This is a genomic window from Pseudomonas sp. QL9, assembly GCF_041409665.1.
Taxonomy (GTDB): domain Bacteria; phylum Pseudomonadota; class Gammaproteobacteria; order Pseudomonadales; family Pseudomonadaceae; genus Pseudomonas; species Pseudomonas knackmussii.
In genome coordinates this window covers 902,986-924,453 of the sequence record NZ_CP166971.1, presented here as the reverse complement: position 1 = coordinate 924,453, position 21,468 = coordinate 902,986, and the positions used below count along the sequence as shown (strand labels likewise).

Below are 21,468 nucleotides of genomic sequence, written 5' to 3'. Positions count from 1 at the left end.
CCCGCCCTTTACCCGGAGTAGCGCAGATGGCAGCCATCGGCCGTTTCAATTCCCTGCAGGTGGTCAAGCACACCGAATTCGGCCTCTACCTGGATGGCGGCCCGCACGGCGAGATCCTCCTGCCCAAGCGCTACGTGCCCAAGGACGAACCCACCGAGCCCGGCGAGTGGCTCAACGTGTTCGTCTACCTCGACAGCGAGGACCGGGTGATCGCCACCACCCTCAAGCCGCGCGTACAGGTCGGCGGCTTTGCCAGCCTCAAGGTGGTGGAGGTCAACCGCATCGGCCTGTTCCTCGACTGGGGCCTGCCGAAGGACCTGCTGCTGCCGCACTCGGAAGAGAAGCGCCCGCTGCAGGTCGGCGACTACTGCGTGGTCTATTGCTACCTCGACGAGCGCACCCGCCGCATCACCGCCACCGCGCGCCTGGACCGCTACCTGGACACCACTCCGGCGAGCTATCGCGCCGGCCAGGAAGTGGACCTGCTGGTGGTCGAGCGCACCGACCTCGGCTTCAAGGCGATCATCGACGGCAAGCATTGGGGACTTATCCACAAGAACGAGCTGTTCAAGTTCGTCCGCAACGGCATGAGCGAGAAGGGCTACATCAAGGAAGTGCGCGCCGACGGCAAGATCAGCCTGAGCCTGCAGCCAGTCGGCCAGGCCGCGCGCGACGACCTCGGCGAGCAGATTCTCGAAGCGTTGCGCCAGGCCGGCGGGCGCCTGGAGCTGTCCGACAAGAGCGCACCGGAGGACATCAGCCGTGCCTTCGGGGTCAGCAAGGGCAATTTCAAGAAGGCCATCGGTGGCCTGTTCAAGCAGGGCCTGATCGCCATCCAGGACGACCATATCGAGCTGCGCTGAGCTTAGGCACGCAGCTCCCCTCGGGCGCCAAAGGCACCCATATCCAGCCTTTTCTCCCGGTCGCCACGCGGCTACCGGGACGCCCTCACATCATGCGGCGGAAGCGATGCCAGGCCTGTTCCCAGGCCAGCACCCAGCGCGGCATGGCCTGGCCGAAGCCGGCGATCTCCAGGCGCGGGTGGTGGCTGACCACCATGTCCAGCAGCGGCTCCTGTTCCGGACGCACATCGACGAAGAACACGTGCTGGCCGGACTTGAGCGGCTGGCCGAAGCGGCGCACGTCACCGCTGGGGCGCTGCAGGCCGAAGAAGCTGCCTTCCCACAGGCTGAAGCCGAGCAGCACGGCAGCCAGGAACAGCACCGGAACCCAGCCCGCCGCGCTTTCGCTCCAGCCGGCGAAGTAGCCGATCACCAGCACCGCCACGGCCAGCGTCAGGCCGATGGCCAGGCCGTACTTGCCACCGCGCACCACGTCCTTGCGCATGACGTCGGGGACTTCGTGCAGGTGCCGCTGGTCGAGCTGCGCGTCCTGCTCGCTGAGCACGTGCATCTGCTCCATCTCGATGCCCTTGTCCTGCAGTTCGTGTTCCAGGTTTTCCAGTTCGTCCAGGTTGTCGCTGATGTAGTAATGCCTGTTCATGAGATACCTCCAGGACATTCCCCCAACTTCCCCCAGTGGAACCATCGAAATATCGCCGCAGATCCCCCAGGGATCGCGGCTTTTCGCAACCTTTGGCACCTTTGAATTCTAGCACCCGGCCCCTCTCGCGGAGCCCCGCGCGACGGGCGTTGCGGCGCTTGCAGGAAGGCGCGCGCAGGCGGAGGATGCCGGTTCCCTAACGTGCACATGGAGCCTGGCGGCATGATCCGCGAGATTCTCAAGATGGGTGACGACCGGCTGCTGCGCGTCGCGCCGCCGGTACCGTCCGAACTGTTCGGCAGCGCCGAGCTGCAACAGCTGATCGACGACATGTTCGACACCATGGCCCACGCTGGCGGCGTCGGTCTGGCCGCGCCACAGATCGGTGTCGACCTGCAGCTGGTGATCTTCGGCTTCGAGCGCAGCGAGCGTTACCCGGACGCACCGCCCGTGCCGCCGACCATCCTGCTCAACCCGGTCATCACGCCACTGGACGACGAGCAGGAAGAGGGCTGGGAAGGCTGCCTGTCGGTTCCCGGGCTGCGCGGCGCGGTGCCGCGCTACACGCGCATCCGCTACCAGGGCGTTGACCCGCAGGGCCAACCCATCGACCGCAGCGTGGAGGGCTTTCACGCGCGGGTGGTGCAGCACGAATGCGATCACCTGATCGGTCGTCTGTACCCGTCGCGGATCGTCGATTTCGCCAAGTTCGGCTTCACCGAGGTGCTGTTCCCGGGGCTGGATCCGAAAGCGGACGACTAACTAAGAGGAGCGTTGCTCGCGTAGGAGCGGATCTCATCCGCGAAATCATCCCGCGAGCGAAATCGCGGACAAGGTCCGCTCCTACGGGGTGAAATGCGAGGGGGAGGGGAATGCGGACAACCGCCGTTGCGGTCGTCCGCGACAGGGTTTCAGGATTGTTGCCCGTGGGTGCCGAGCAGCGCAGGGCCGGCTTTCTTCTGCCGTTTCGCCATGCGTTTCTCCTGGGCGGTCTTCATGGGCTTCTTCTTGCCTTCCTTGTGGGCGTTCAGACCTTTGCTCATGGCCGTTTCCTCGTCGGATGGGAACTGCGGACGGCGTCCCTGCGGAAGATGCTCCCGCGGCCCGATCGCGCGGGCCGGCGCTCCATCAGCATAGACCCGCGCAAAGCGTCAGGCGTCGCCGCTGAGCTGCTGCAGCTCGCGGCGGACCATGGCGGCGTACTGCGGCGGTTTCAGCTGGTACAGCTCAGTAGCCACCCAGCTCAGCCAGCGAGCGCCCAGGCGTTCGCGCTCGGCGAGCAGGCGCCGGGCTTCGTCCCGGGCCCGCTCGGCATGCTCCTGGTGATAGGCGGCGCGGCTCATCCCTTGCACTGCAGGGTCTGCGGATCGATCTCGATGCTCGCCAGCGGCTTGCCGTCGCTGCCGTCGTAGTCGTGGGAGATGCGGATGCCATGCTGGCGGATGCGCTCGAGCAGCGCCGGCTGCTGGCAGGTGCCGCGCTCCAGGCGGGCGCGCTGTTCGCCGCGGAATTTGTCGAGGGCGGCGGCATCCAGGCCATCGGCCTTCATGTTGTTCAGGCCGTAGTGGTAGTGCAGGACCTTGCTGCCGGTATCCAGATTGACCTTCTCCAGGCGAGTCGCCTGGTCTACCTGCAGCGGCAGGCTGGTCTTGCTTTGCTGGTCGAAGAAGGCCGCCGACTCCTTGAGGAAAGTGGCTTCGTCCTCGGCCCGGGCCTGTTGCTGGAAGCCCCCGAGGGCCAGACCGAACAGGACGAGGGCGGCACCACCGAGCAGGCGGCGGGCTGGGGCGGGACGCGACATCGGGATGGACATGCGGGTATTCCTCCGGCAGTGGGTGCGCTGAAGTGTATAGGCCAATTCTCTGCCCTGCGCAGCCGCTGCGTGGCTTCACCTGCGCGCCGGCGAGGTCTAGGCTTGCGCTGGGGATACGGCGCCTGGCGAAACTTGCCGGGCGCCGCCGGGGTCAATAGCCGGCACGCGGCCGTTGCCCGGCCGCAGGACAGTCACGCTGGAGGAAGGAAGCCGGGGGATGCGATTCATGGACATGCGGGGCCTCAAGCTGGGCCCCTGGAAACTGCTGAAACTGACCGTCGAGGGGTTCGTCGAGGACGAGATGCCGACCTACGCCGCAGCCCTGGCCTATCAAGGGTTGTTCTCGCTGTTCCCCTTCCTGCTGTTCCTGATCGCGCTGCTGGGCTTCCTGCACCTGCCGGAGTTCTTCGACTGGCTGCGCGGCCAGGCCGCCTACGTGCTGCCGGCCCAGGCGCTGGACCAGGTCAACCCGGTCATCGACCAGCTGCAGCAGCGCCAGGGCGGCCTGCTGTCCATCGGTATCATCATCGCGCTCTGGTCGTCCTCGGCGGCGGTGCGCTCGCTGATGCACGCGCTCAACGCCGCCTACGACGTCCCCGAGACGCGCCCGGTGTGGAAGCGCTTCCCACTCTCGGTGTTCTACACCCTGGGCCTGGTGGTGATGCTGATGCTGGTGACGGCGCTGATGATCCTCGGCCCGCAGGTGATGGGCTGGATCGCCGAGAAGGTCGGCCTGCAGGACTTCGTGGTGCTGCTCTGGTCGCTGCTGCGCTGGCCGCTGATGATCCTGCTGATGATGATGGCGGTGGCGGTGATCTATAACGTCGCCCCCTGCGTGAAGCATCGCTTCCGCTTCATCACGCCCGGCTCGGTGCTGGCGGTGGTGGCCTGGGTGGCGGCGTCGCTGGCGTTCGGTTTCTACGTGAAGCACTTCGGCAACTACAACGCCATGTACGGCAGCGTCGGCGCGATCATCGTGCTGTTGCTGTACTTCTACATCTCCGCCGCCGTATTGCTGCTGGGCGCCGAGCTGAACGCGGCGATCGAGCAGCACCTGCCGCACGATCCGCCGCCTGCCGACAACGCCTGAGGGTTACTGCGCCGGCTGCTGGGTCAGCAGCATCTCGACGATTTCCTGGGCACGCTCGAAGCTGGGGTAGCCGCTCTTGGCGACATCCAGGTTGGCGTAGGCCTGGCGGTAGTCCTCGGCCTTCAGCGCGTCGGCCTGTTGGCCCAGCATCGGCTGGCTGTAGACGCGATAGAGCAGGGCGACGGCATAGGGCTGGCCGGCATCGGCAGCGCGCTCCAGCAGCGGCAACACGTCTTCGGCCGGCGCCTTCTGGCGAATCTTCAGCAGGGCTTCGTAGAAGGACACTTCGCCGCGCTTGTCCTGGCTCTTGGCGCTTTCCAGCAGGCTGTTGGCCTGCTCGTAGTTGGCCGGGTTGGCGGAGGCGATCAGCAGCTTGGCCTGCAGCATGTCCTGGCGGTACGCCTGATGCTGTTCCTCGGCGTTGTGGCTGGCGCAGGCGGCCAGCAGCAGGGGCAGACCCAGCAGGGTCGGATGACGATGGCAAAGGCGGTTGCCCAATGGAGGTCCCTCGGCGGCAGATGAACGCGGGGACAGGCGTGCCCGCAGGGGCGAAGCATAGCCGGGCAGGGCCCTGCACAGGAACCCGGAAAATCCACGAGAGCACCGGAAACCCTGGGTTCGACCCCTTTCGACTGCAGCCGTCAGGCACCGAAAAGCAGGTTGTTGTCCGCGTCGTCCAGGCCGCGCTCGAGCTTGATCTTGAGGCTCAGGTCGGTGCGCGAATCGGCGAACTTGAGCGCTTCGGCCACGCTGATACGGCCTTCCTCGAGTAGCCGATAAAGCGCCTGGTCGAAGCTCTGCATGCCGTGCTCCAGGGCGCGCTCGATGGCCCCGCGCAGCTCCGTCAATTCGTCGCGTTCGATCAGCCCGCGGATATGCGGCGTACCCAGCACCAGCTCGATTGCTGCCACCCGTCGCTGGGTCGTCCCCGGGACCAGGCGCTGGCCGATCACGGCGAGGAGGTTCTGCGAGAGGTCCGCCAGCACCTGGTGGCGCGCCTCATCGGGGAAGAAGCGGACGATCCGCTCGATCGCGTGGCGAGCGCTGGTGCCGTGCAGGGTGGCGACGCACAGGTGCCCCGTCTCGGCATAGTGCAGGGCGTGCTGCATGGTCGCGGCGTCGCGGATCTCGCCGAGCATGATCACGTCCGGCGCCTCGCGCAGCACGTTGCGCAGGGCATCCTCGAAGCTGTGGGTATCGAGGCCGACCTCGCGCTGGTCGATGATCGAGCGCTGGTGGCTGTGGATGAACTCGATCGGGTCCTCGATGCAGACGATGTGTCCGCTGCGCTGGCGATTACGGAAATCGAGCAGGCAGGCGAGGGTGGTCGACTTGCCCGAGCCCGCGGCTCCCACCACCAGGATCAGCCCGCGATCCTGCAGCGCGAGCTTCTCCACGATTGGCGGCAGCCCGAGGCTGGCGGTGTCCGGGATCACGTGCTTGATCAAGCGGGCGACCATCGCCACTTCGCCGCGCTGGAAGTAAAGGTTGATGCGGAAGCGCCCGCTGCCCGGCACGTTCAACGCCATGTTCAGCTCCAGGTCGCGCTCGAACTCCTCGACCTGCTTCGGCGTGAGCATCTGGTAGGCCAGCAGCCGCACCTCGCCCTCCCGCAAGGCGCGCTCCCCCACCGGCCGGCTGAGCCCCTCGATCTTGATATGCGGCGGCGCGCCGACGCTGAAGAACATATCCGAGCCGGCATGCTGCGGGAGCAGGTTGAGATAGGTGTAGACGTCGGGCAGGGCGTTGTCGGCGGCGTCGCTCATCTGGTTTTCCTCGCTCGGGGAGCTTGGCCTTGCGCCGGGCTCCCATGTTGAATCCGCTCGTTCGCGGCAGCGGCTACCGGCAAGCCTTGAGCGTAGGAAAGGCAGGCGTCGCCTGCGTTGATCTGGATCGCCCTGGCGACGTGCGGCGGCCGAAGCCGCCTTTGTCGAAGCGTTCAGCCCGACAGCTGATTACTGAACTGCCCCACCGCATTGACCACGCGCTGGGCGCTGTCCTGGATCTCGACGATCACGTTGCCGGCCTGGCCGGACAGTTCCAGGCCGAGCTCGGCCTGTTCGCGGCCGCGGTCGATCATGGCCACGGCCTGCTCGGCGAGCTGCTGGTTCTGCTCCACCACCTTGCTGATTTCCACTGTCGCTTCACTGGTGCGCGAGGCGAGCTGTCGGACCTCATCGGCGACCACCGCGAAGCCGCGGCCCTGGTCGCCGGCGCGGGCGGCTTCGATGGCGGCGTTGAGGGCCAGTAGGTTGGTCTGGTCGGCGATGCTGCTGATGCTTTTGACGATGGTGCCGATGATCTGCGACTGCTTGTCCAGCGCCTCGATGCCGTTCACCGCTTCCTGCATGCGGTTGGCCAGCTCGCGCATCACTTCGACGGTCTGCTGCACGACCGACGCACCTTTCTGCGCGCTGTCGTCGGTGCCTTTCGAGGTCTCGAAGGCCAGGCTGGCAGCTTCGGCCACTGCCGCTTCGCGGTTCACCTGGTCGGTGATCACGGTGGCGAACTTCACCACCTTGTACAGGCGGTCGTGGGCATCGGTGATCGGGTTGTACGAGGCCTCCAGCCACACGGTGCGGCCGTGGGCGTCGACGCGCTGGAAGCGGCCGGCGACGAATTCGCCGCGGCGCAGCTGGTCCCAGAAACCCTGGTACTGCGAGGACTGGTACTCGCTCGGCTCGCAGAACATGCGGTGATGCTTGCCCTTGATCTGCGCCAGGCTGTAGCCCATGGCGTCGAGGAAGCGGCCATTGGCGTCCAGCACCTCGCCATCGAGGTTGAACTCGATTACCGCGGTTGAGCGTTGCAGCGCGGCGATCAGGTTCTCGTGCTCGCGCGAGGCTTCGATGGTGCGGGTCAGGTCGCTGGCGTAGATGGAGAAGTGCTGGATCACCCCGCGGCTGTCGCGGATCGGTTGCAGGATCGAGCGCAGCCAGGCCTCTTCGCCGTTGCCGCGCAGCAGGCGGATGACCCCGGCCAGGTGTTCGCCGCGCTGCAGCGCATTACGCACCCGATGGTGGAAGTCGAGGTTGCGCACGTGCTCGGGAATCAGGTCGAGCAGCGAGCGCCCCACGAGCTGATCGCCGCGGTAGAGCATTTCCTTTTCGAAGTTGGCGTTGACCGACTCGATGCATCCCTTCGGATCGAGGGACAGCACGAGCATCTCTTCCTCGAGGCTGGCGCGTACCTGTTCGATGGACGACAGCTCTTCGCGCAGGCTCTGCAATTCCTGCTTCAAACGGGTGTTGAACATGGGGGCGACTCGGGACAGGTGAGGGGGCTTGCCGTTATCCATTGCATCGGCAGCCCGGCCCACTTCTTTAGTCGCTCTTTGCGAGTGAATCGCCCGTTTGACGCGGCCTGCAGACGATTGCCAGGCAGAAATGCAACGGCCGCCGGCTGCTACCCGTCCAGGACGGGGCAGGCGGCGGCCGTGGCCAGGAAAGTCGATCAGTCTTCGCGGCTGGTGACTTCGACCAGGTGATAGCCGAACTGGGTCTTAACCGGACCCTGGACCTGGTTCAGCGGCGCGCTGAACACGACCTGGTCGAACTCGCGGACCATCTGGCCCGGGCGGAAGGAACCGAGGTCGCCGCCGCTGCGGCCGGACGGGCAGGTGGAGTTGTCGCGGGCTACTTGAGCGAAGTCGGCGCCGCCTTCGATGGCAGCCTTGAGTTCATTGCACTTGGCTTCGCTGGAAACCAGGATGTGACGGGCAGAGGCACGGGCCATGGTAATGCTCCTGAAATGCTGTTGGGAGGGAGGCGAAGCCTAGCGCATTTGCGGGGCGCGGCCCAATTCGGCGGCGAACGGTCGGTGCAGTGGTTGATTGGGTGATTCCCCTTCGGGCCAGCGCAAGCGCTGTTCGCGATGGGGCCCAGTGAGCCGCGCGCTCGATATCCCGAGTGGAGTCTGCTTTTCGTAGGAGCGAGGGGGACGCCCAGTTCTTGCTCGCGAACCGCCTCGCACCAGCACTGTTCGCGAGCAAGCTCGCTCCTACATAAGGCAGGCGCTTTCAGCGTTGGCCGAACACTTCGTCGAGGTGGCTCAGGTAGCGCTGCACATCGGTCTCGACGTTCGGGCGCTTCATCACATCGACGCAGAGGAAGGTCGGCAGCGGGCTCATGCCGAGGAACTGATTGGCCTTGTGGAAGGGGAAGTAGACGGCGTCCACGCCCTTGCCTTCGAAGAAATCGGTCGGGTCGTCGAAGGCCTGCTGCGGTGCGTTCCAGGTAGCGGAAATCATGTACTGCTTGCCCTGCAGCAGGCCGCCGCTGCCGTACTTCTGCGAGGCATCGGAGCGGGTGCGGCCGTCGTTCGCATAGAGGCTGCCGTGGCCGGCGGTGAACACGTCGTCGAGGTACTGCTTCACGGTCCAGGGCGCGCCCATCCACCAGCCGGGCATCTGGTAGATCACCACGTCGGCCCAGAGGATTTTCTGTACCTCTTCCTCGATGTCGTAGCCGCCGTCGATGAAGGTCTCGCGCACGTCGTGGCCCAGGCGGTCGAGGTGGGCGATGGCGGCTTCGTGCAGGGTGGCGTTGTACTGGCCGTTGGAGTGGGCGAACTGCTTGCCGCCGTTGAGCAGGAGGATCTTTTTCATGGGAGGGGACTCCGGAAGGTGCGATTGGCCGGCAGGATAGAGGCGGCAAGGGCGCGGAAAAACCACCGGCGGGGCAAATGATTCGTGCACTGTAATCACGAATCCTGCGGGGGAGCCCGATCCAGGTCAGGGAATCGGTGGGGCGCGCCGTCGTGCGTGCTCATTGCTCCTGGGCGGCGGAGCGCTCCTCCAGGACGTAGCCGATCCCGCGCTGGGTATGGATGAGCTTGCTCGCAAAGGGCGCATCGATGCGCGAGCGCAGGCGGCAGATGGCGACGCTGACGGCGGCGTCGTCGTAGTAGGCGCCGTTGTCCCATAGCGCCGAGATGATCTTGCGCCGGGAAACCACCTTGCCGGCGTCGCGCATCAGCAGGTGCAACAGGGCGAACTCCTTGGCCGGCAGATGCAGCCGCCGGCCGCCACGCTGGACACGGAAGCGGGCGGGGTCGAGCTGGAGGTCACTGACCTGCAGGCTGCCGTCCAGGTTGCCAGCCGGCGGGCGGCGCAGGAGGGCATGGGCGCGCGCCAGCAGTTCCGGGAGTTGAACGGGCTTTTCCAGGAAGTCATCGGCGCCCAATTCGAAGGCGCGGAGCTTTTCGCTCAGGCGGGTTTCGGCGGTCACGATCAGGATGCAGGCCGAGCTGAGTTTTCGCAGGAGTTTCAGCGCGTGCCAGCCGTTCATGTCCTGCAACTGGATATCCATTATGAGCAGGTCGTAGTTATTGTCCTTGCAATAAGCAATACCGACTCCGCCACTGTGGGCGATATCGATCACGAATCCATCACCGTGCAATTCCTGCCGGATATTGCTTGCGCTTTCTTCGTTAGGGTCGATGACAAGTGCTCGCATAATGACTCCTCTCAAACTTCGCTCAGACTCGATTGCACAACTTCATTTGCCTATTTGCATGACAAATAGGTGGGGCGTGTTTGCGTGATTTGGAAATCAATATCCAGTCTTCGTTTTTAATAATCCCGATGCCTGCTGGTAATTGGGTTGAAGTTGCCTGGCCAGGCGTGCGTTAACTACAAGGCAATATTCGCCCGCTTATCCATATGTATGGATGGCTTTGAACGAGCTGTATGTGTCGGGTGTTGTTAGTGGGGCAGACTACTTGCCGTGATTAGAGCAAGAGCCGGGCGTCCCTCAACTCGATGGGGCGATGTTGCAGAGGTTGCGGGGCGCCAGGTCCGTTCCGGTGGCGATCAGGTCCGCCGTGATGCGGTACAGCCGCGCGTGGTAGTAGCTGCCGCTCTGCAGCGACGGATGGGCGTAGCGGTAGACGAGCTCGTCGGGCGCGTCATCGGCAAAGGAGCGGGACGCCCCGAGGGTGGTGGTCTTGACGTGATCGCCGACGATGGCGAGCGCTACTTCCGCGGTTCGATTGATCTTGTAGGAATGTTCCGACTGCTTTCCGCTGATTTTCAGCTCGCCGGCGAAACGCAACAGGGCTCGGTCGTTGGATTCGAAGTGGTAGGTGAGCAAACCCGTGGTGTGCACAGGGGCGCCGCGGTCGATCAGATCCAACACCTCCACTTGCGCCACGCAGGATTTCCCCGTCTGCGCGGCGGAATACCAGCAATAGAGCGCCAGCCAAGGCAAGAGGAGGAGCGGAAGGCAGGCCAGGCGCCGAAGGGGGCTCTTCATAGGACCTCCGTCGATTCGATGACGTAGGCGCCGCAGTTTGCAGCGTTTTCGGTGATGGCCCTGTCGCAGAGGAAGTAGCTGTATTGCCCCGTGCTCGTGGCGGCATTGATGTAGACGAATGGGCGTGAGGAGGAAAGCGCCGAGGGGTTGGCTGCGAGGGCGTCGACTGCCTTGGCGAGGCGCTCGTCTTGGGGAAGGGATTGGCGTGTGAAGTACTCGGTGTCGCCGGTTTTCTTGAGGGGGGCGTAGGACAGCGTGGGGATTGTGGTGTCGACCTTGCGCTCGATCACCCAGTACGTGGCCAATGCCAGCCCCACATTGATCGCCAGCAACAGGGCCAGGCACTTTCGGCTTATCCGGGGCGTCCAGGGAGGCGGTGCCGAAGCCGCTGGCGCTATCTGTTCCTGCGGCGTGGCCAACTCTTCTTCCTCTGCGAGCATGAAGCCTGGCAATCCATTGAGCAGAATGGCGCGAATCTTGTAGCCCTTGTTCGGCACCGTCTGGATCACCTTGTGGCCCTCGCCCTGGCCGAAGGCATTGCGCAGGTTGAAGATGGCGTGGTTCAGGCTGCCCGAGGCCACGGGCCGGCCGCCCCAGGCAAAATCGATCAGCGCCTGCCGCGCGACCGGCGTATTGGCATTTTCCAGGAGTTTTTCAAGAAGCCGTACTTCGGGCTGGCTCAGATGGCAGGAGACCTGCGGGCCTTGGGGATGTCTGGCCTCGAATACCCTCGAGACGCTGTTCAGTTGGCATTTCCAGACGTTGTTTGCAATGAACTGCATGGTACGAATTTCCTTTTTTCTTCTGTTGGATCAGGGTGGTTATTGGTTGTTTCTACGGTCCATTAAGTGGGGTTTGAAGGGGCTTTCTCTTATCGCTTGTATGTGTGCTTGGTGTATTCCTAAATGCTCTGTTCGGCGGGGGCGATAAATTACCTGATTTTTCAGATGGCTTGATTTAGAGAGGTTGAAAACATCTTAAAAACGCATTGCGAATTTGTTACCGAATGATTGCCATTTGATTAATGTGTGTTTCTGCTGACCTTCTCGAATGTTTGTCGCGTCCTGATTCGTCGCCGGGAGTTGTGGGCGTTATGTGTTCAGGTACTCCGGTTTCCAGACCGATGGTGCTGGGGGATTCGAAGCGGTTGCTGCCGTGTAATGGCAGCGAGGTGGTATTGCTCCTGGGGTGGGGGCGTCAGTGCCTTATGGCTTCCCGCACATCGACAAGGACCAGGCTGCGCGGTCCGCGAAAAACGATGTCATCGCGCGTCACCTGGTACTGCACGGCAGCAATGCCATGGATGATCGGCTCGCCACCGAGCAGGTCCAACTGCAGCTCCATGCCTTCGCCGAGGTCTGCCTCTTCGACGATCCTCTGCAAGCGGCTGCCCGCGTCGCCGCCGGCGGTGCCGTCCAGCCCCAGCCACCGCACCTCCACCGCATCGCCGATTGCCATGTTGCGATAGGCCGGCACTCGCACCGTCGTGCCGCACGGGGAAGCCGGTACCAGCCAGCCCCGCTCGTTGCGTTCGGGAAACTCGATTTCGCTCGACAGGACCGGCCCGCCGGGCAGGGCGAAATGCACATTGACCTGGGTTGCCGGGGAGCGTGTTTCGTTGCCGTTGTCGCCCGCGCTGACGCCGTAGCGGAGCGCGACGGCTGCGCCATTGCCCTCGCTCGCCACGCGAACCCAGTCGATACCTATCGGGGCGAACAGCCGTTGTTCGAGGTCCTGCCGCTGGACCCGATACTCCGCCGCCGGCCGTTCCTGCTCACCCCAGTACAGGCGGATGATGTCGTCCTCCCGGGCCCCCTCGTAGAAGGGCACCGCGACGCTCACTGGGCGGTCGACATCCGCCGGGGTGATCTCGTTGTCGTAGCCCGAGAGCGCGCCGCGCAGCGTGGCCGGGAGCAAGGCGTCGTTGACCCGGGCGTGTGGTTCGTGGGGCGAGGGACCGACCGTTTCGATATCGACGGATACAAAGAGGGCGGAGGAGGTCAGCACGATTTCGCCGCAGTGCAACTCGTAGAACACCTTGAAGCGACCGCTGCCGAGTCGACCCAGGGTAAGACTGGGCACCTCGACCCACAGGGGAAAGCCGCTCGCCGTTGGGTCGCCGAGGGTCACTTCCGGCAGGCGCTCCTGGCCCCAGCAGACAAGGATACGGTCGCCCGAACGGGCATCGGCGATGAAGGGGATTTCTACGCGCACGCCGCACTGCAGGTCGGCCAGGTCAATGCCGATCGGGTCATCGGCGAGTGGCACGCGGGGCTCCGGCAAGGTGCGCGGCAGTGGGGTCAGATAGAGCGCGATGCTGCGCAATTGCGATTCACGCGAGCGCTGGCCGATGGCGTCCACGAAGGCATAGCTCAGCTCGGCCGAACTGTCGGCATGCTGGCGAATGAACGCGCCCTCGATTGCGATTTCGATGGGGCTGCCGGAGCGATGCGCCGATGTGATTTCGCAGCGAGCGGCGACGACCATGCCGAATGATGCGGTGCGCCAGTACAACTCGACCTGCTGACAGGTAGCCAGGCGCGCGGGCGTCGGCACTTTCAGCTTCAAGTGATCCTGGTGCTTGGCCAGGTAGTCGAGGGTAACGCCGATTTCCGTCACCTCCTGGTCCACGTCTAGCTCGGGATAGGGATCGGGTTCGTTGCTGCTGGTGGCCAGCACTATGGGAAGCGCGACCGAGCGTTGTGAGCTCCCCGAGGCGCCGACGATTCGGTAGCTCAACTCATGCGGGCCATCTTGTTCGAGGCATGTCCTGGGCAGGCGCATCTCCAACGGATAGCGCTCGTTGCCATCCAGCGGGCGTACCAATCCGACAGGTTCGTCGTCCCACAACAGCTGGTAGCCGTCGCCCGGTTGCAGCAGGCCGGCACTGCTCGCAATCCGCACCGGCTGGTCGGCTTGGCGCAGTGCATCCGGCAGGCTGCCGTCGTTACGCAGCTGTGCCACGTAAGGTGCTGGAATGGCTTGCCGCGCACGTTGCAGCTGGTGCTCCTGACGCTGGCGCAGGTGAGTGACTCGGGCGTCGTGGGTGGTGATCAACAATGGCGGATTCATGTCATGTGTCCCTGTGCTGGGTGGGCCGTTACGGGGGGCCGATCAGCCGGCGAATGCCATCGGGATCGCATCGATCCGTGTGGGGCGCTCGCAAGCTGGCAAGGCTGAGTCGACGCTAGGGAGCCGACGGGGCAGGCGGCAAATCATTTGTGTCCCAGGCCGGATCATTGGAATTAACGATCCGCTTGAGCGCCTTTTTCGGACTGTCGCCAGGCCAGAAAGGACGCGGGCTGGCACGGTGCGAGTGGGTCGGCTGGCGGGAGACGGAGGGTGCTTGGGCGACGCCGCATGGTGCAAGACGGATTAATTGCGTGAGGAAATTTCACTCAGGGGTTGTGGAAGCGTCTTACTTGCTCAAGCCGGACTTTCTGCGAAGGTTCGCCCCGCCTTGCCGGCCTGCCCCTGAGCGGCCCGGGAAGGTGGCTGCCCTTGGCCGGCGCGATCCGGCTCCGACACTCCAGTGGCTGCGTCTGCCAAGGGTTGCCTTTTTCAGCTTGCCGCTCAGTTGCCATCCATGCCGTTGTCACTCCATCTTCAAACGCCCCTTGTTCCCAGTACGCACTTCTGCGGTTCGGCTTGGGTTCTTCCTATCCTGCTGCTCGGCATTCTGGGCGGTTGTATCCAGGCTTTGGACCCGCTGTTGCGGGACGATACTTTCGCCAGCTATTTCGAAAGTGCCTTTGGGGATGCCGGTTTGTTCCGAGATCGGGCAAAAAGCGATCTGGAGGACGGCTGGTTCCTTGAGCCCTACGCCCAGTTCGCCGCGCTGCGCGTGAACGGTGACGACTACGAGCTGGACAACGGCATGCAGGCGTCGAGCAACCACGCCAACTCGCTGCTGGGCAAGCTCGGCAGCAGCTTCGGCAAGCGCATCCCGCTGGCCAGCGGCGGCTTCGCCGAACCCTACTTGAAGCTGGCGGTGGCCCACTAGTTCGCCGACAACAACCTGGTGCGGGTCAACGGCGACCGCTTCAACAACGACCTCTCCGGCACCCGTGGCGAGATCGGCGGCGGCGTGGCCGCGCAGGTGAGCGAGAAACTGCAACTGCACCTGGACCTCGACTACAGCAAGGGCAAGAACGTCGAGCAGCCGTACGGGGTGAACCTGGGGTTGCGCTACAACTTCTGATTGGTGCCGGAGCACGGAAAAGGCTTGCCATTTGGCAAGCCTTTTTTGTTTCCGGCAGAAATAATAAATATGTGCAAGGACGCAGCCGGAACATTTTTGGCATGGATTTTAGTTGTACGGAGGTGCTTCGGTTTTTCAGAGGTTTTGGGGGTGTTTGCTGATAAGTCGCTGGGTGTTCGTTATATGTAAGTATCATAAGTGAAGATGGATTAATGATTTTCCTAGTATGGGTTCGCACTGTAGGTTTCTCTGTGCGAGGCAATAACTGCAACTCGCCATGAATAAGAGGAAAGTCCAGTGCAGAAACTTACGCGCCCCAAGGAAAGTTCGGCGCATCTTGCTGATGTGCACAGGCTGGTGAATGGCAAGTTCGAGCCATTTATGCAGCGCTTGGCAAAAAAAACTAAGGTTCCGAGAAAGTTTGGTCCAACGCTAATGAGTGCGATCCTGATGGCTTGCTCAGTTGGAGCCATCAATGCTTTTGCAAGCGAAGATATCGATAAAGGCGTTGCTCATGCTTTACCTGCTTCGCTAGTAAAGCCCTATGGAGATACTCCTGGTTCTTATGCCGATTATGAGTTTAAGGGTGTTGCAGCTCTCACTAACCTGAGCACTACGTTCCGAGTGCTCGATGACCCTGGTCGAGCCGCTAACGTGTTCTTGGCGTTGAATTATGGTTTTGAAGGAGGCAGTGGTTCATATTTTGGTTTTCAGGCGAATGGTTCAGTTCAGGAAAGAACGATTATTTTTTCCGTCTGGGATACTACTGAGGCAGAGCCCGGTGATCTGCAAAGCTACTGCACGACCTTTACTGGGGAAGGCCGCGGCAGAAGCTGCAGGATGCGCTACCCCTGGGTGGAGAATCATGATTACAAGTTCAATCTGGCCATGGAGCCCGATGGTTGGGTCAGCCTGAAGGTCACGGATGTCAGCGAAGGAAAAACCCTCAATATAGGGCGAATTAGAAATGGAGCGAGTTTCATTAGCCCCAAGATGGGGAACTGGGTGGAGTACTTTGAGTGGAGTTCTAGTGATTCAAACTGCATGAATCAGCCATACTCCCGGGCCGAATTCACTGTTCCCTTTACGAAGGTCAGCAATGGAGAAGTTGTAAGCGCTGATGTGACAAGTACGCATGCAACGCCGAATAATTGCCAGAATGATACTTCAATAGAGATTCAGGATGGCGGTGTCGTTCTTACTGCGGCAAAGTACAATTCCGCTCGTGGTCCGATAGTCGCGTTCGACAATACGGTTGTGCAAGGAGCTTCCAATGGCTCCGTTGAGCGAGTGCCTGACTCGATCATGCTCTCTACGCTCAAGTTTAGCGATGACGGTCTATTCACCGATCAGGCGCTTTGCATAGATAATGACGGCACGGATGTGCATGGCCGAGGTTGCAGTGGAGTTACGCAACAGAGGTGGATGATGGCGCCGATGGTAAATGGAGGATTTCAGATTAGGCATCCAGAGACGGGAGCATGCCTGGATCATGAGAATAGCCTTCCGGGGCTGAATCGGAAGATAGTTCCCGTAGCCTGTAGCCAGACTGAAATGGATAGCCAAAGATGGTATCTGATGCCCGACAACAAGCTGGGAGTGGCAGACGAGTGCATTACACTGCAATCGGACTTCACATTGCGTACAGAAAAGTGCGAGGGGGGAGTGCGAGCGCAGTATTGGTACGTTTTTTCAGGGATTTCCCATGAAAGTGGTTGGGTTTTCGGAAAGGATCGTACGATTAGGAATAGGTTCAATCAATGTCTAACCGATGAAGACTGGAATGTCTTTAGCCGGCCATGTGATGACATTTCCAATAATCAGAAGTGGGACTACTCCCCCTCTCTCAAGACCATTCGCTCCACTCTGGGCGCGGGTGCTTGCATGACGGCCAACGGCTCAAATGGTGTGAGTCTGGAAGCGTGTAACTCATCTGATAAGCAGAAATGGACAATTCCGCCCTGGAAGGTCGAAGCACTCAGTAAGTAAGTGCCGGAATTGAACTGCGCCGGGCTGCTTCGAAGCGAGTTCCCGGCGCGGCTCATATTCCGATAGCAGCAATGCCGGTTGAGTCCTGCTGGACGTAATGCTGGGTATTGTCATTTCCGGACATCGGCGAGAGGTCAGTCAGGGGGAAAGCGAGTGCGACGACCAGCCTCCCTCAGTTTGTCGGAGCCAGCCTTGAGACAATTCCGGCAGAAAGCATCATCCTCGCCTTCGGATGTTTGCTGAAATCATGAGCTGGCGGCGGGGGGCTTCCATTTTCGATGGCTATCTGGGGGCGGAATTTGCCACTGTGCTGAGGCTCCACGGTCAGCGCCATGCCGATCGATGGATCCAGAGCCAAGGCGACAAGAGCGTCTCGGACTTACGCCTGGCCAAGAAAACCAACCTGTAACCATTCAGCCAGTAGGCGCATTTAGGTGCGGGTGACGACTGCGGTCAGTGGCAGGGTGTGGTGGTTGCGGCGGCCCAGATTGCAGGCGCTTTCCCTGCGGCAAGGAGCGGAATCCAATTACCTGCCGAATGCGTGTCATGCAGTGCCCAGTCGTGCGAAAAGCATACGCAGTGGCATGTAATCCGGTTGATCGTGGCTTGGCATGGAACCTCCGTTAAGCATGGAACGCGCAGCGCCCTGCACACGCGATCCGGTGGTACGAGAAGACTCGGAGATAGGTGCGGAACAAGGTCGAGCATCCGTTGCGAGTGCTCATGCGCAAGATGGGTGATTGCAACTCCCGTGAACGAGCCCCTTGAAACACAGGACACCGTTTCCCCCTTACCATAAAGGATAGGCAAACGACTGTGTTTATGACTACCAGCAAAGACAAAAGCATCGAAGTGCTCGGCCAGGAGCGGCGTCGCCGCTGGAGCGTCGAGGAGAAACTGGCCATGGTGCGCGAGAGCCTGGAGCCCGGGCAAAGCGTCTCGGTGGTGGCCCGGCGCAACGGCATCAATCCCAACCAACTGTTCCACTGGCGCAAGCTCTACCAGGATGGCAGCCTCTCGGCGGTCAGTGCCGGTGAAGCGGTGGTGCCCGCTTCCGAGCTGGCCGATGCCCTCAAGCAGATCCGTGAACTGCAACGGATGCTGGGCAAGAAAACCATGGAGGCCGAGATCCTCAAGGAAGCGGTGGAGATCGCCCGCTCGCGAAAATGGATTGCGCACTCACCCTTGTTACCGGGGGACGACCAGTGAAGGCGGTCAGTGAGAGTCTCGGTGTGGCGCGCTCGCAATTGACTGCTCGACTCAAGCAACCCACTCCCATGCCGCAGCCACGTCGTCGCCGGACGCTCAACGATGCGGCTCTGGTCGAGCAGATCAAGCAGGCCGTCGGCGCGTTGCCCAGCTATGGCTACCGGCGGGTCTGGGGTCTGTTGCGACGGCAGCATGAGCAGCAGGCCCAGCCACCGGTCAACGTGAAGCGGGTGTACCGCGTCATGCGCGACCACGATCTGTTGCTGGAACGCCGGCGCAAACAGCCGGGTGTGGCGCGGCGTCACGAAGGTCGTGTCGCCGTGGACACGAGCAACACCCGCTGGTGTTCGGATGGCTTCGAGTTCCGCTGCGAGGATGGCGCAAAACTACGCGTGACCTTCGCCCTGGACTGCTGCGACCGCGAGGCCATCAGTTGGGTGGCCAGCCCACACGGCTACAGTGGCGACGATGTCCGCGACGTGATGCTGGAAGCCATCGAGCAACGCTTCGGCAGCGAGCTGCCGGCATCGCCGGTGCAATGGCTGAGCGATAACGGCTCGGCCTATACCGCCGAACAGACCCGGGCCTTTGCCCGGCAGATCGGCCTGCTGCCTCTGACAACTCCGGTGTGCAGCCCGCAGAGCAACGGCATGGCAGAGAGCTTCGTGAAGACCATGAAGCGCGACTACATCCGCCACATGCCCAAGCCCGATCGAGCGACGGCCCTGCGCAACCTGGCCATCGCCTTCGAGCATTACAACGAGGAACACCCGCACAGCGCACTGAACTACCGCTCACCTCGCGAGTTCAGGCGACTGGCTGAGACATCAACTTAACGGGGTGCCGGTGTCCGGTTTGATAGGGGCAAGTCCAGCGCCTAAACCCCGGCGGCAGCGCGCAATCGGCCCCCATCTGTCCGACGGACGTGTACGGGCGGCTTGGCGTGCCCATCGCTTCCCGATCGTTGCAATTAATGATTTTCAAATAACCGACGGGGCGCCCAGGGTGGCGGGCATCTGGGTGCTGGTTGCCTGTGCTTGGGCCTGATCGCATCCAGCGAATGGCGACAGCCATCTGCCGCCGCACTCAACGTTGTGTCTACGGAGCCGCCCATGTTCGGTCTGGAATTCTGGGAAACCCTCATCGCCTCTCTTTCCGGCGGGCTGCTATCGCTCGGCCTGGTCAGCGAACCCACCTGGAAGCAGTCTCTGCTCGCCGTGCTGACCGGCATGGGCTTCGGCCAATATCTGTCACGCCCGGTGGCGATCTATGCCAGCCGCGAGCTGCAGCTGGACTTCGACAACTACCTGCTGTGCGCGGCGGCCTTCGTCCTCGGCCTGCTGGCGATCAGCATCGTGCCGGCGCTGCGCGCCATCATCGGGCGCTTTGCGTAGGGGGCTGACATGCTGATCGACGAATCCCGACTTTCGCGCATCGCGCCGCAGGCGAACGAGCGCGCCAGCGCCTTCGTGCCGGCACTGAACGAGGCCATGGCGCGCCACGGCATCGACCGGCCCTTGCGGGTGGCCGCCTTCCTCGCCCAGGTGCTGCACGAAAGCGTCTACCTGCGGCGCACGGTGGAGTCGCTGGACTACAGCGCGGCCGGCCTCGCGCGGGTCTGGCCCAAGCGCTACCGCGCCGCCGATGGCCTGCCCAACCTGCTGGCCATTGAGCTGGCCGGGCAACCCGAATCCATCGCCAACCACACCTACGCCAAGCGCAATGGCAACGGGCCGGTGGAGTCGGGCGATGGCTGGCGCTATCGAGGTCGCGGCTTGCTGCAGGTGACCGGCCGCGCCAACTACCAGGCGGTGGCGGCGGGGCTCGACCTGCCCTTGCTGGAGTGCCCCGAACTGCTGGCCGAACCGCCGGCGGCCTGCCTGTCGGCGACCTGGTGGTGGCGCACGCACAAGCTCAATGCCCTGGCCGATGCCGAGGCCATCGACGAGATCGGCAGCCTCATCAACACCGGTCGCAAGGGGCGCGTGCCGATTGGTGCGCAGGAGCGCCGGCAGCTGTGGCTGCGGGCCAGGGCTGTGCTGCTCGAGGGGTGAAGGGCCTTGATCGAGGTCAGTTCGCTGTGTGCCGGGGGCCCGCATGATCGGGGGTTCCTTGCACTACGAGCGGCCGCGCCAACACGAGGAAAACCGACCCAAAGTATCGGAACGGTCTGATAGTCCGCGGGCTTCGCCTAGGGCTATTTAGTGTGTCTTTTTTGTCCTAAGGACTAGTGACCATGAAGAAAGCCAGTTTGCGAATTCTGATTGCCGAGCCCAAACCACGGCGCCGCAAGACCCTGGAGAAGCTGCTCAACGCCCAGGGTTGCCACGGTGTCGCGACGGCATGCACCACTGCCGATACCATGAAACTGCTCGGTTTCGGTTTCGATCTGCTGCTGATCGAGCAATCGCTGTTCGGCTCGGAGCACAGCGAGCTCGGGCGCAAGCTGCTGGGCAAGGAGAGACGCCAGCATGTGCTCTGCTACCGCAGCGACGATCGCGAGCCGGGCCCCATCGAGATCAAGCGGCGGCGCCAGGCGCTCCTGCTGAACATGCCCGGTACGCCGGACGCGATGGTCCTGCGTCGCGTTCTGGCCCGCGTGAACGCAGCGGAGTAAGGCTCAGGCTCAGCTCTTGCCCAGCGCCTGGCGCGCCTGCGAGCAGTTCAGCTTGGCGGCGCGTTCCAGGTAGCCCTTGCGCTTGGCCTGCGGCGCCTTGCTGGCGAGCATGAAGTTGATATCGGCCTGGTACTGCTGCTGGCTGCCCTTGGGCGCGAGCAGCGACATGGAGCGCCCCACCTGGCACCAGCCCAGCGCATGGCTGGGTTGCGGGAAGTAGCTGGCATAGCGGGTCGAGCGGGCTGCCGCTTCGGCCTGGCCGACGAAGGCGTCCTGCTTGGCGAGATCGGGGCAGAGGGTTTCCGCTTCCAGCGCCGCGGGGGCGAAGCCCTGCTTCAGGCTGTCGCCGAGCAGTTGGCAGACGCGCTGCTGGCTCTTCTCGTCCTGAGCGAAGTCCGCCAGCAGCTGGGCCAGGCGCAGCTCGGCCACCGGGTGCTTCTGTCGCGCGGCCTTGTCGAGCAGCGGCATGGCCTGCCGGAGGTTCGCCGACAGCGCATCCCGATACGGCTGGGCGGCGGCGTCCGGGGCGAGCCCGGCCTCGCGGCCTTTCTCCATGCCGGCGATCTGCTGCCGCGCCTGGTCCAGGAAGGGCAGGGCCTGGCGGTACTGCGCGTCGCCCGGCAGCGGCTGGTCCTTGGGCTTCTCCTTCGCCTGGGCAGCGGGGGCCAGGAACAGGGCGAGGCAGAGTAGGGGCAGGGCGGCTTTCACGACGGGACTCCGGAGGGCGGGCAGAAGGCGCGCATGGTAACAAGGGCCGGCAGGCGGTACGCGCGCCAGCAGTCGGCTCGCGCG

At 63.0% G+C, this 21,468-nt stretch carries 21 protein-coding genes and 3 pseudogenes; 9 read left to right on the top strand and 15 right to left on the bottom strand.

What is annotated here, in order from left to right:
- The first annotated feature begins 26 nt into the window (after window positions 1–26).
- Window positions 27–863, top strand: a complete 837-nt coding sequence (locus tag ACA097_RS04315; RefSeq protein ID WP_371368724.1) for a S1 RNA-binding domain-containing protein — start codon at window positions 27–29, stop codon at window positions 861–863.
- An 85-nt stretch (window positions 864–948) separates the two neighbouring features.
- Here ACA097_RS04315 and ACA097_RS04310 read toward each other — a convergent pair whose 3' ends face one another.
- A complete protein-coding gene (locus ACA097_RS04310; protein WP_160286268.1) occupies window positions 949–1,503 on the bottom strand; it encodes a magnesium transporter in 555 nt (184 codons plus the stop codon).
- Window positions 1,504–1,725: 222 nt separating this feature from the next.
- Between ACA097_RS04310 and def the strand changes: the two genes are divergently transcribed.
- Complete coding sequence (gene def / locus ACA097_RS04305; protein WP_043250767.1) at window positions 1,726–2,265, top strand: peptide deformylase; 540 nt, start codon at window positions 1,726–1,728, stop codon at window positions 2,263–2,265.
- A 149-nt stretch (window positions 2,266–2,414) separates the two neighbouring features.
- Here the strand turns inward: def and ACA097_RS04300 are convergent, their stop codons facing one another.
- From ACA097_RS04300 to ACA097_RS04290, 3 genes are all read right to left on the bottom strand, one after another.
- Window positions 2,415–2,546, bottom strand: a complete 132-nt coding sequence (locus ACA097_RS04300; protein ID WP_269090902.1) for a hypothetical protein — start codon at window positions 2,544–2,546, stop codon at window positions 2,415–2,417.
- A 108-nt stretch (window positions 2,547–2,654) separates the two neighbouring features.
- A complete protein-coding gene (locus tag ACA097_RS04295) occupies window positions 2,655–2,846 on the bottom strand; it encodes a hypothetical protein (protein ID WP_043250769.1) in 192 nt (63 codons plus the stop codon).
- A complete protein-coding gene (locus tag ACA097_RS04290) occupies window positions 2,843–3,316 on the bottom strand; it encodes a hypothetical protein (RefSeq protein WP_371368721.1) in 474 nt (157 codons plus the stop codon). Before ACA097_RS04290 ends, ACA097_RS04295 begins: the two co-directional genes overlap by 4 nt.
- Before the next feature lie 217 nt (window positions 3,317–3,533).
- On the opposite strand from ACA097_RS04290, the gene ACA097_RS04285 reads away from it, so the two are divergent.
- Window positions 3,534–4,406, top strand: a complete 873-nt coding sequence (locus ACA097_RS04285) for a YihY/virulence factor BrkB family protein (RefSeq protein WP_043250773.1) — start codon at window positions 3,534–3,536, stop codon at window positions 4,404–4,406.
- Between the two features lie 3 nt (window positions 4,407–4,409).
- Here the strand turns inward: ACA097_RS04285 and ACA097_RS04280 are convergent, their stop codons facing one another.
- From ACA097_RS04280 to ACA097_RS04235, 10 genes and pseudogenes are all read right to left on the bottom strand, one after another.
- A complete protein-coding gene (locus tag ACA097_RS04280) occupies window positions 4,410–4,904 on the bottom strand; it encodes a hypothetical protein (protein WP_043250774.1) in 495 nt (164 codons plus the stop codon).
- A gap of 143 nt (window positions 4,905–5,047) precedes the next feature.
- Window positions 5,048–6,172 (bottom strand): PilT/PilU family type 4a pilus ATPase, encoded by a 1,125-nt coding sequence (locus ACA097_RS04275; RefSeq protein WP_043250775.1) that lies wholly within the window; start codon window positions 6,170–6,172, stop codon window positions 5,048–5,050.
- 173 nt (window positions 6,173–6,345) lie between these two features.
- Window positions 6,346–6,780: pseudogene (locus ACA097_RS04270) on the bottom strand (methyl-accepting chemotaxis protein); the annotation flags it as partial.
- A 153-nt stretch (window positions 6,781–6,933) separates the two neighbouring features.
- Window positions 6,934–7,572 (bottom strand): annotated as a pseudogene (locus ACA097_RS04265) (PAS domain-containing protein); the annotation flags it as partial.
- Window positions 7,573–7,859: 287 nt separating this feature from the next.
- Window positions 7,860–8,141, bottom strand: a complete 282-nt coding sequence (locus tag ACA097_RS04260) for a peptidylprolyl isomerase (RefSeq protein ID WP_043250780.1) — start codon at window positions 8,139–8,141, stop codon at window positions 7,860–7,862.
- A gap of 283 nt (window positions 8,142–8,424) precedes the next feature.
- The gene (locus ACA097_RS04255; protein WP_371368718.1) at window positions 8,425–9,012 is read right to left on the bottom strand and encodes an NAD(P)H-dependent oxidoreductase; all 588 of its coding nucleotides are present in this window, start codon (window positions 9,010–9,012) and stop codon (window positions 8,425–8,427) included.
- A 160-nt stretch (window positions 9,013–9,172) separates the two neighbouring features.
- Window positions 9,173–9,877 carry a response regulator transcription factor gene (locus ACA097_RS04250; RefSeq protein ID WP_371368716.1) on the bottom strand — a complete coding sequence of 235 codons (705 nt, stop codon included), beginning with the start codon at window positions 9,875–9,877 and terminating at the stop codon, window positions 9,173–9,175.
- Between the two features lie 282 nt (window positions 9,878–10,159).
- On the bottom strand, window positions 10,160–10,660 hold the full coding sequence (locus ACA097_RS04245) for a hypothetical protein (protein WP_371368714.1): 501 nt from the start codon (window positions 10,658–10,660) through the stop codon (window positions 10,160–10,162).
- Window positions 10,657–11,442 carry a transcriptional regulator gene (locus ACA097_RS04240; RefSeq protein WP_371368712.1) on the bottom strand — a complete coding sequence of 262 codons (786 nt, stop codon included), beginning with the start codon at window positions 11,440–11,442 and terminating at the stop codon, window positions 10,657–10,659. Before ACA097_RS04240 ends, ACA097_RS04245 begins: the two co-directional genes overlap by 4 nt.
- A 415-nt stretch (window positions 11,443–11,857) precedes the next feature.
- A complete protein-coding gene (locus ACA097_RS04235; RefSeq protein WP_371368710.1) occupies window positions 11,858–13,732 on the bottom strand; it encodes a hypothetical protein in 1,875 nt (624 codons plus the stop codon).
- Window positions 13,733–14,246: 514 nt separating this feature from the next.
- Here ACA097_RS04235 and ACA097_RS04230 point away from each other — a divergent pair.
- From ACA097_RS04230 to ACA097_RS04205, 6 genes and pseudogenes are all read left to right on the top strand, one after another.
- Window positions 14,247–14,861, top strand: a pseudogene (locus ACA097_RS04230) (autotransporter outer membrane beta-barrel domain-containing protein).
- 297 nt (window positions 14,862–15,158) lie between these two features.
- On the top strand, window positions 15,159–16,850 hold the full coding sequence (locus ACA097_RS04225) for a ricin-type beta-trefoil lectin domain protein (protein ID WP_371368708.1): 1,692 nt from the start codon (window positions 15,159–15,161) through the stop codon (window positions 16,848–16,850).
- An 822-nt stretch (window positions 16,851–17,672) separates the two neighbouring features.
- Window positions 17,673–18,895 (top strand): IS3 family transposase gene (locus ACA097_RS04220; RefSeq protein ID WP_200890662.1). Its coding sequence is split into 2 segments (ribosomal slippage): window positions 17,673–18,018 and window positions 18,018–18,895, totalling 1,224 coding nucleotides; the frame shifts between segments, so codons are not numbered across the junction.
- 276 nt (window positions 18,896–19,171) lie between these two features.
- Entirely contained in the window at window positions 19,172–19,453 is a 282-nt protein-coding gene (locus tag ACA097_RS04215) for a peptidase M48, Ste24p (protein WP_160286296.1), read from the top strand.
- Between the two features lie 9 nt (window positions 19,454–19,462).
- Window positions 19,463–20,113 (top strand): glycoside hydrolase family 19 protein, encoded by a 651-nt coding sequence (locus ACA097_RS04210; RefSeq protein WP_371368705.1) that lies wholly within the window; start codon window positions 19,463–19,465, stop codon window positions 20,111–20,113.
- Window positions 20,114–20,295: 182 nt separating this feature from the next.
- Window positions 20,296–20,676 carry a hypothetical protein gene (locus ACA097_RS04205; RefSeq protein WP_371368703.1) on the top strand — a complete coding sequence of 127 codons (381 nt, stop codon included), beginning with the start codon at window positions 20,296–20,298 and terminating at the stop codon, window positions 20,674–20,676.
- 9 nt (window positions 20,677–20,685) lie between these two features.
- On the opposite strand, the gene ACA097_RS04200 is transcribed toward ACA097_RS04205, so the two are convergent.
- Window positions 20,686–21,384, bottom strand: coding sequence for a hypothetical protein (locus ACA097_RS04200; RefSeq protein ID WP_371368701.1), 699 nt, complete (start codon window positions 21,382–21,384; stop codon window positions 20,686–20,688).
- Window positions 21,385–21,468: the final 84 nt, after the last annotated feature.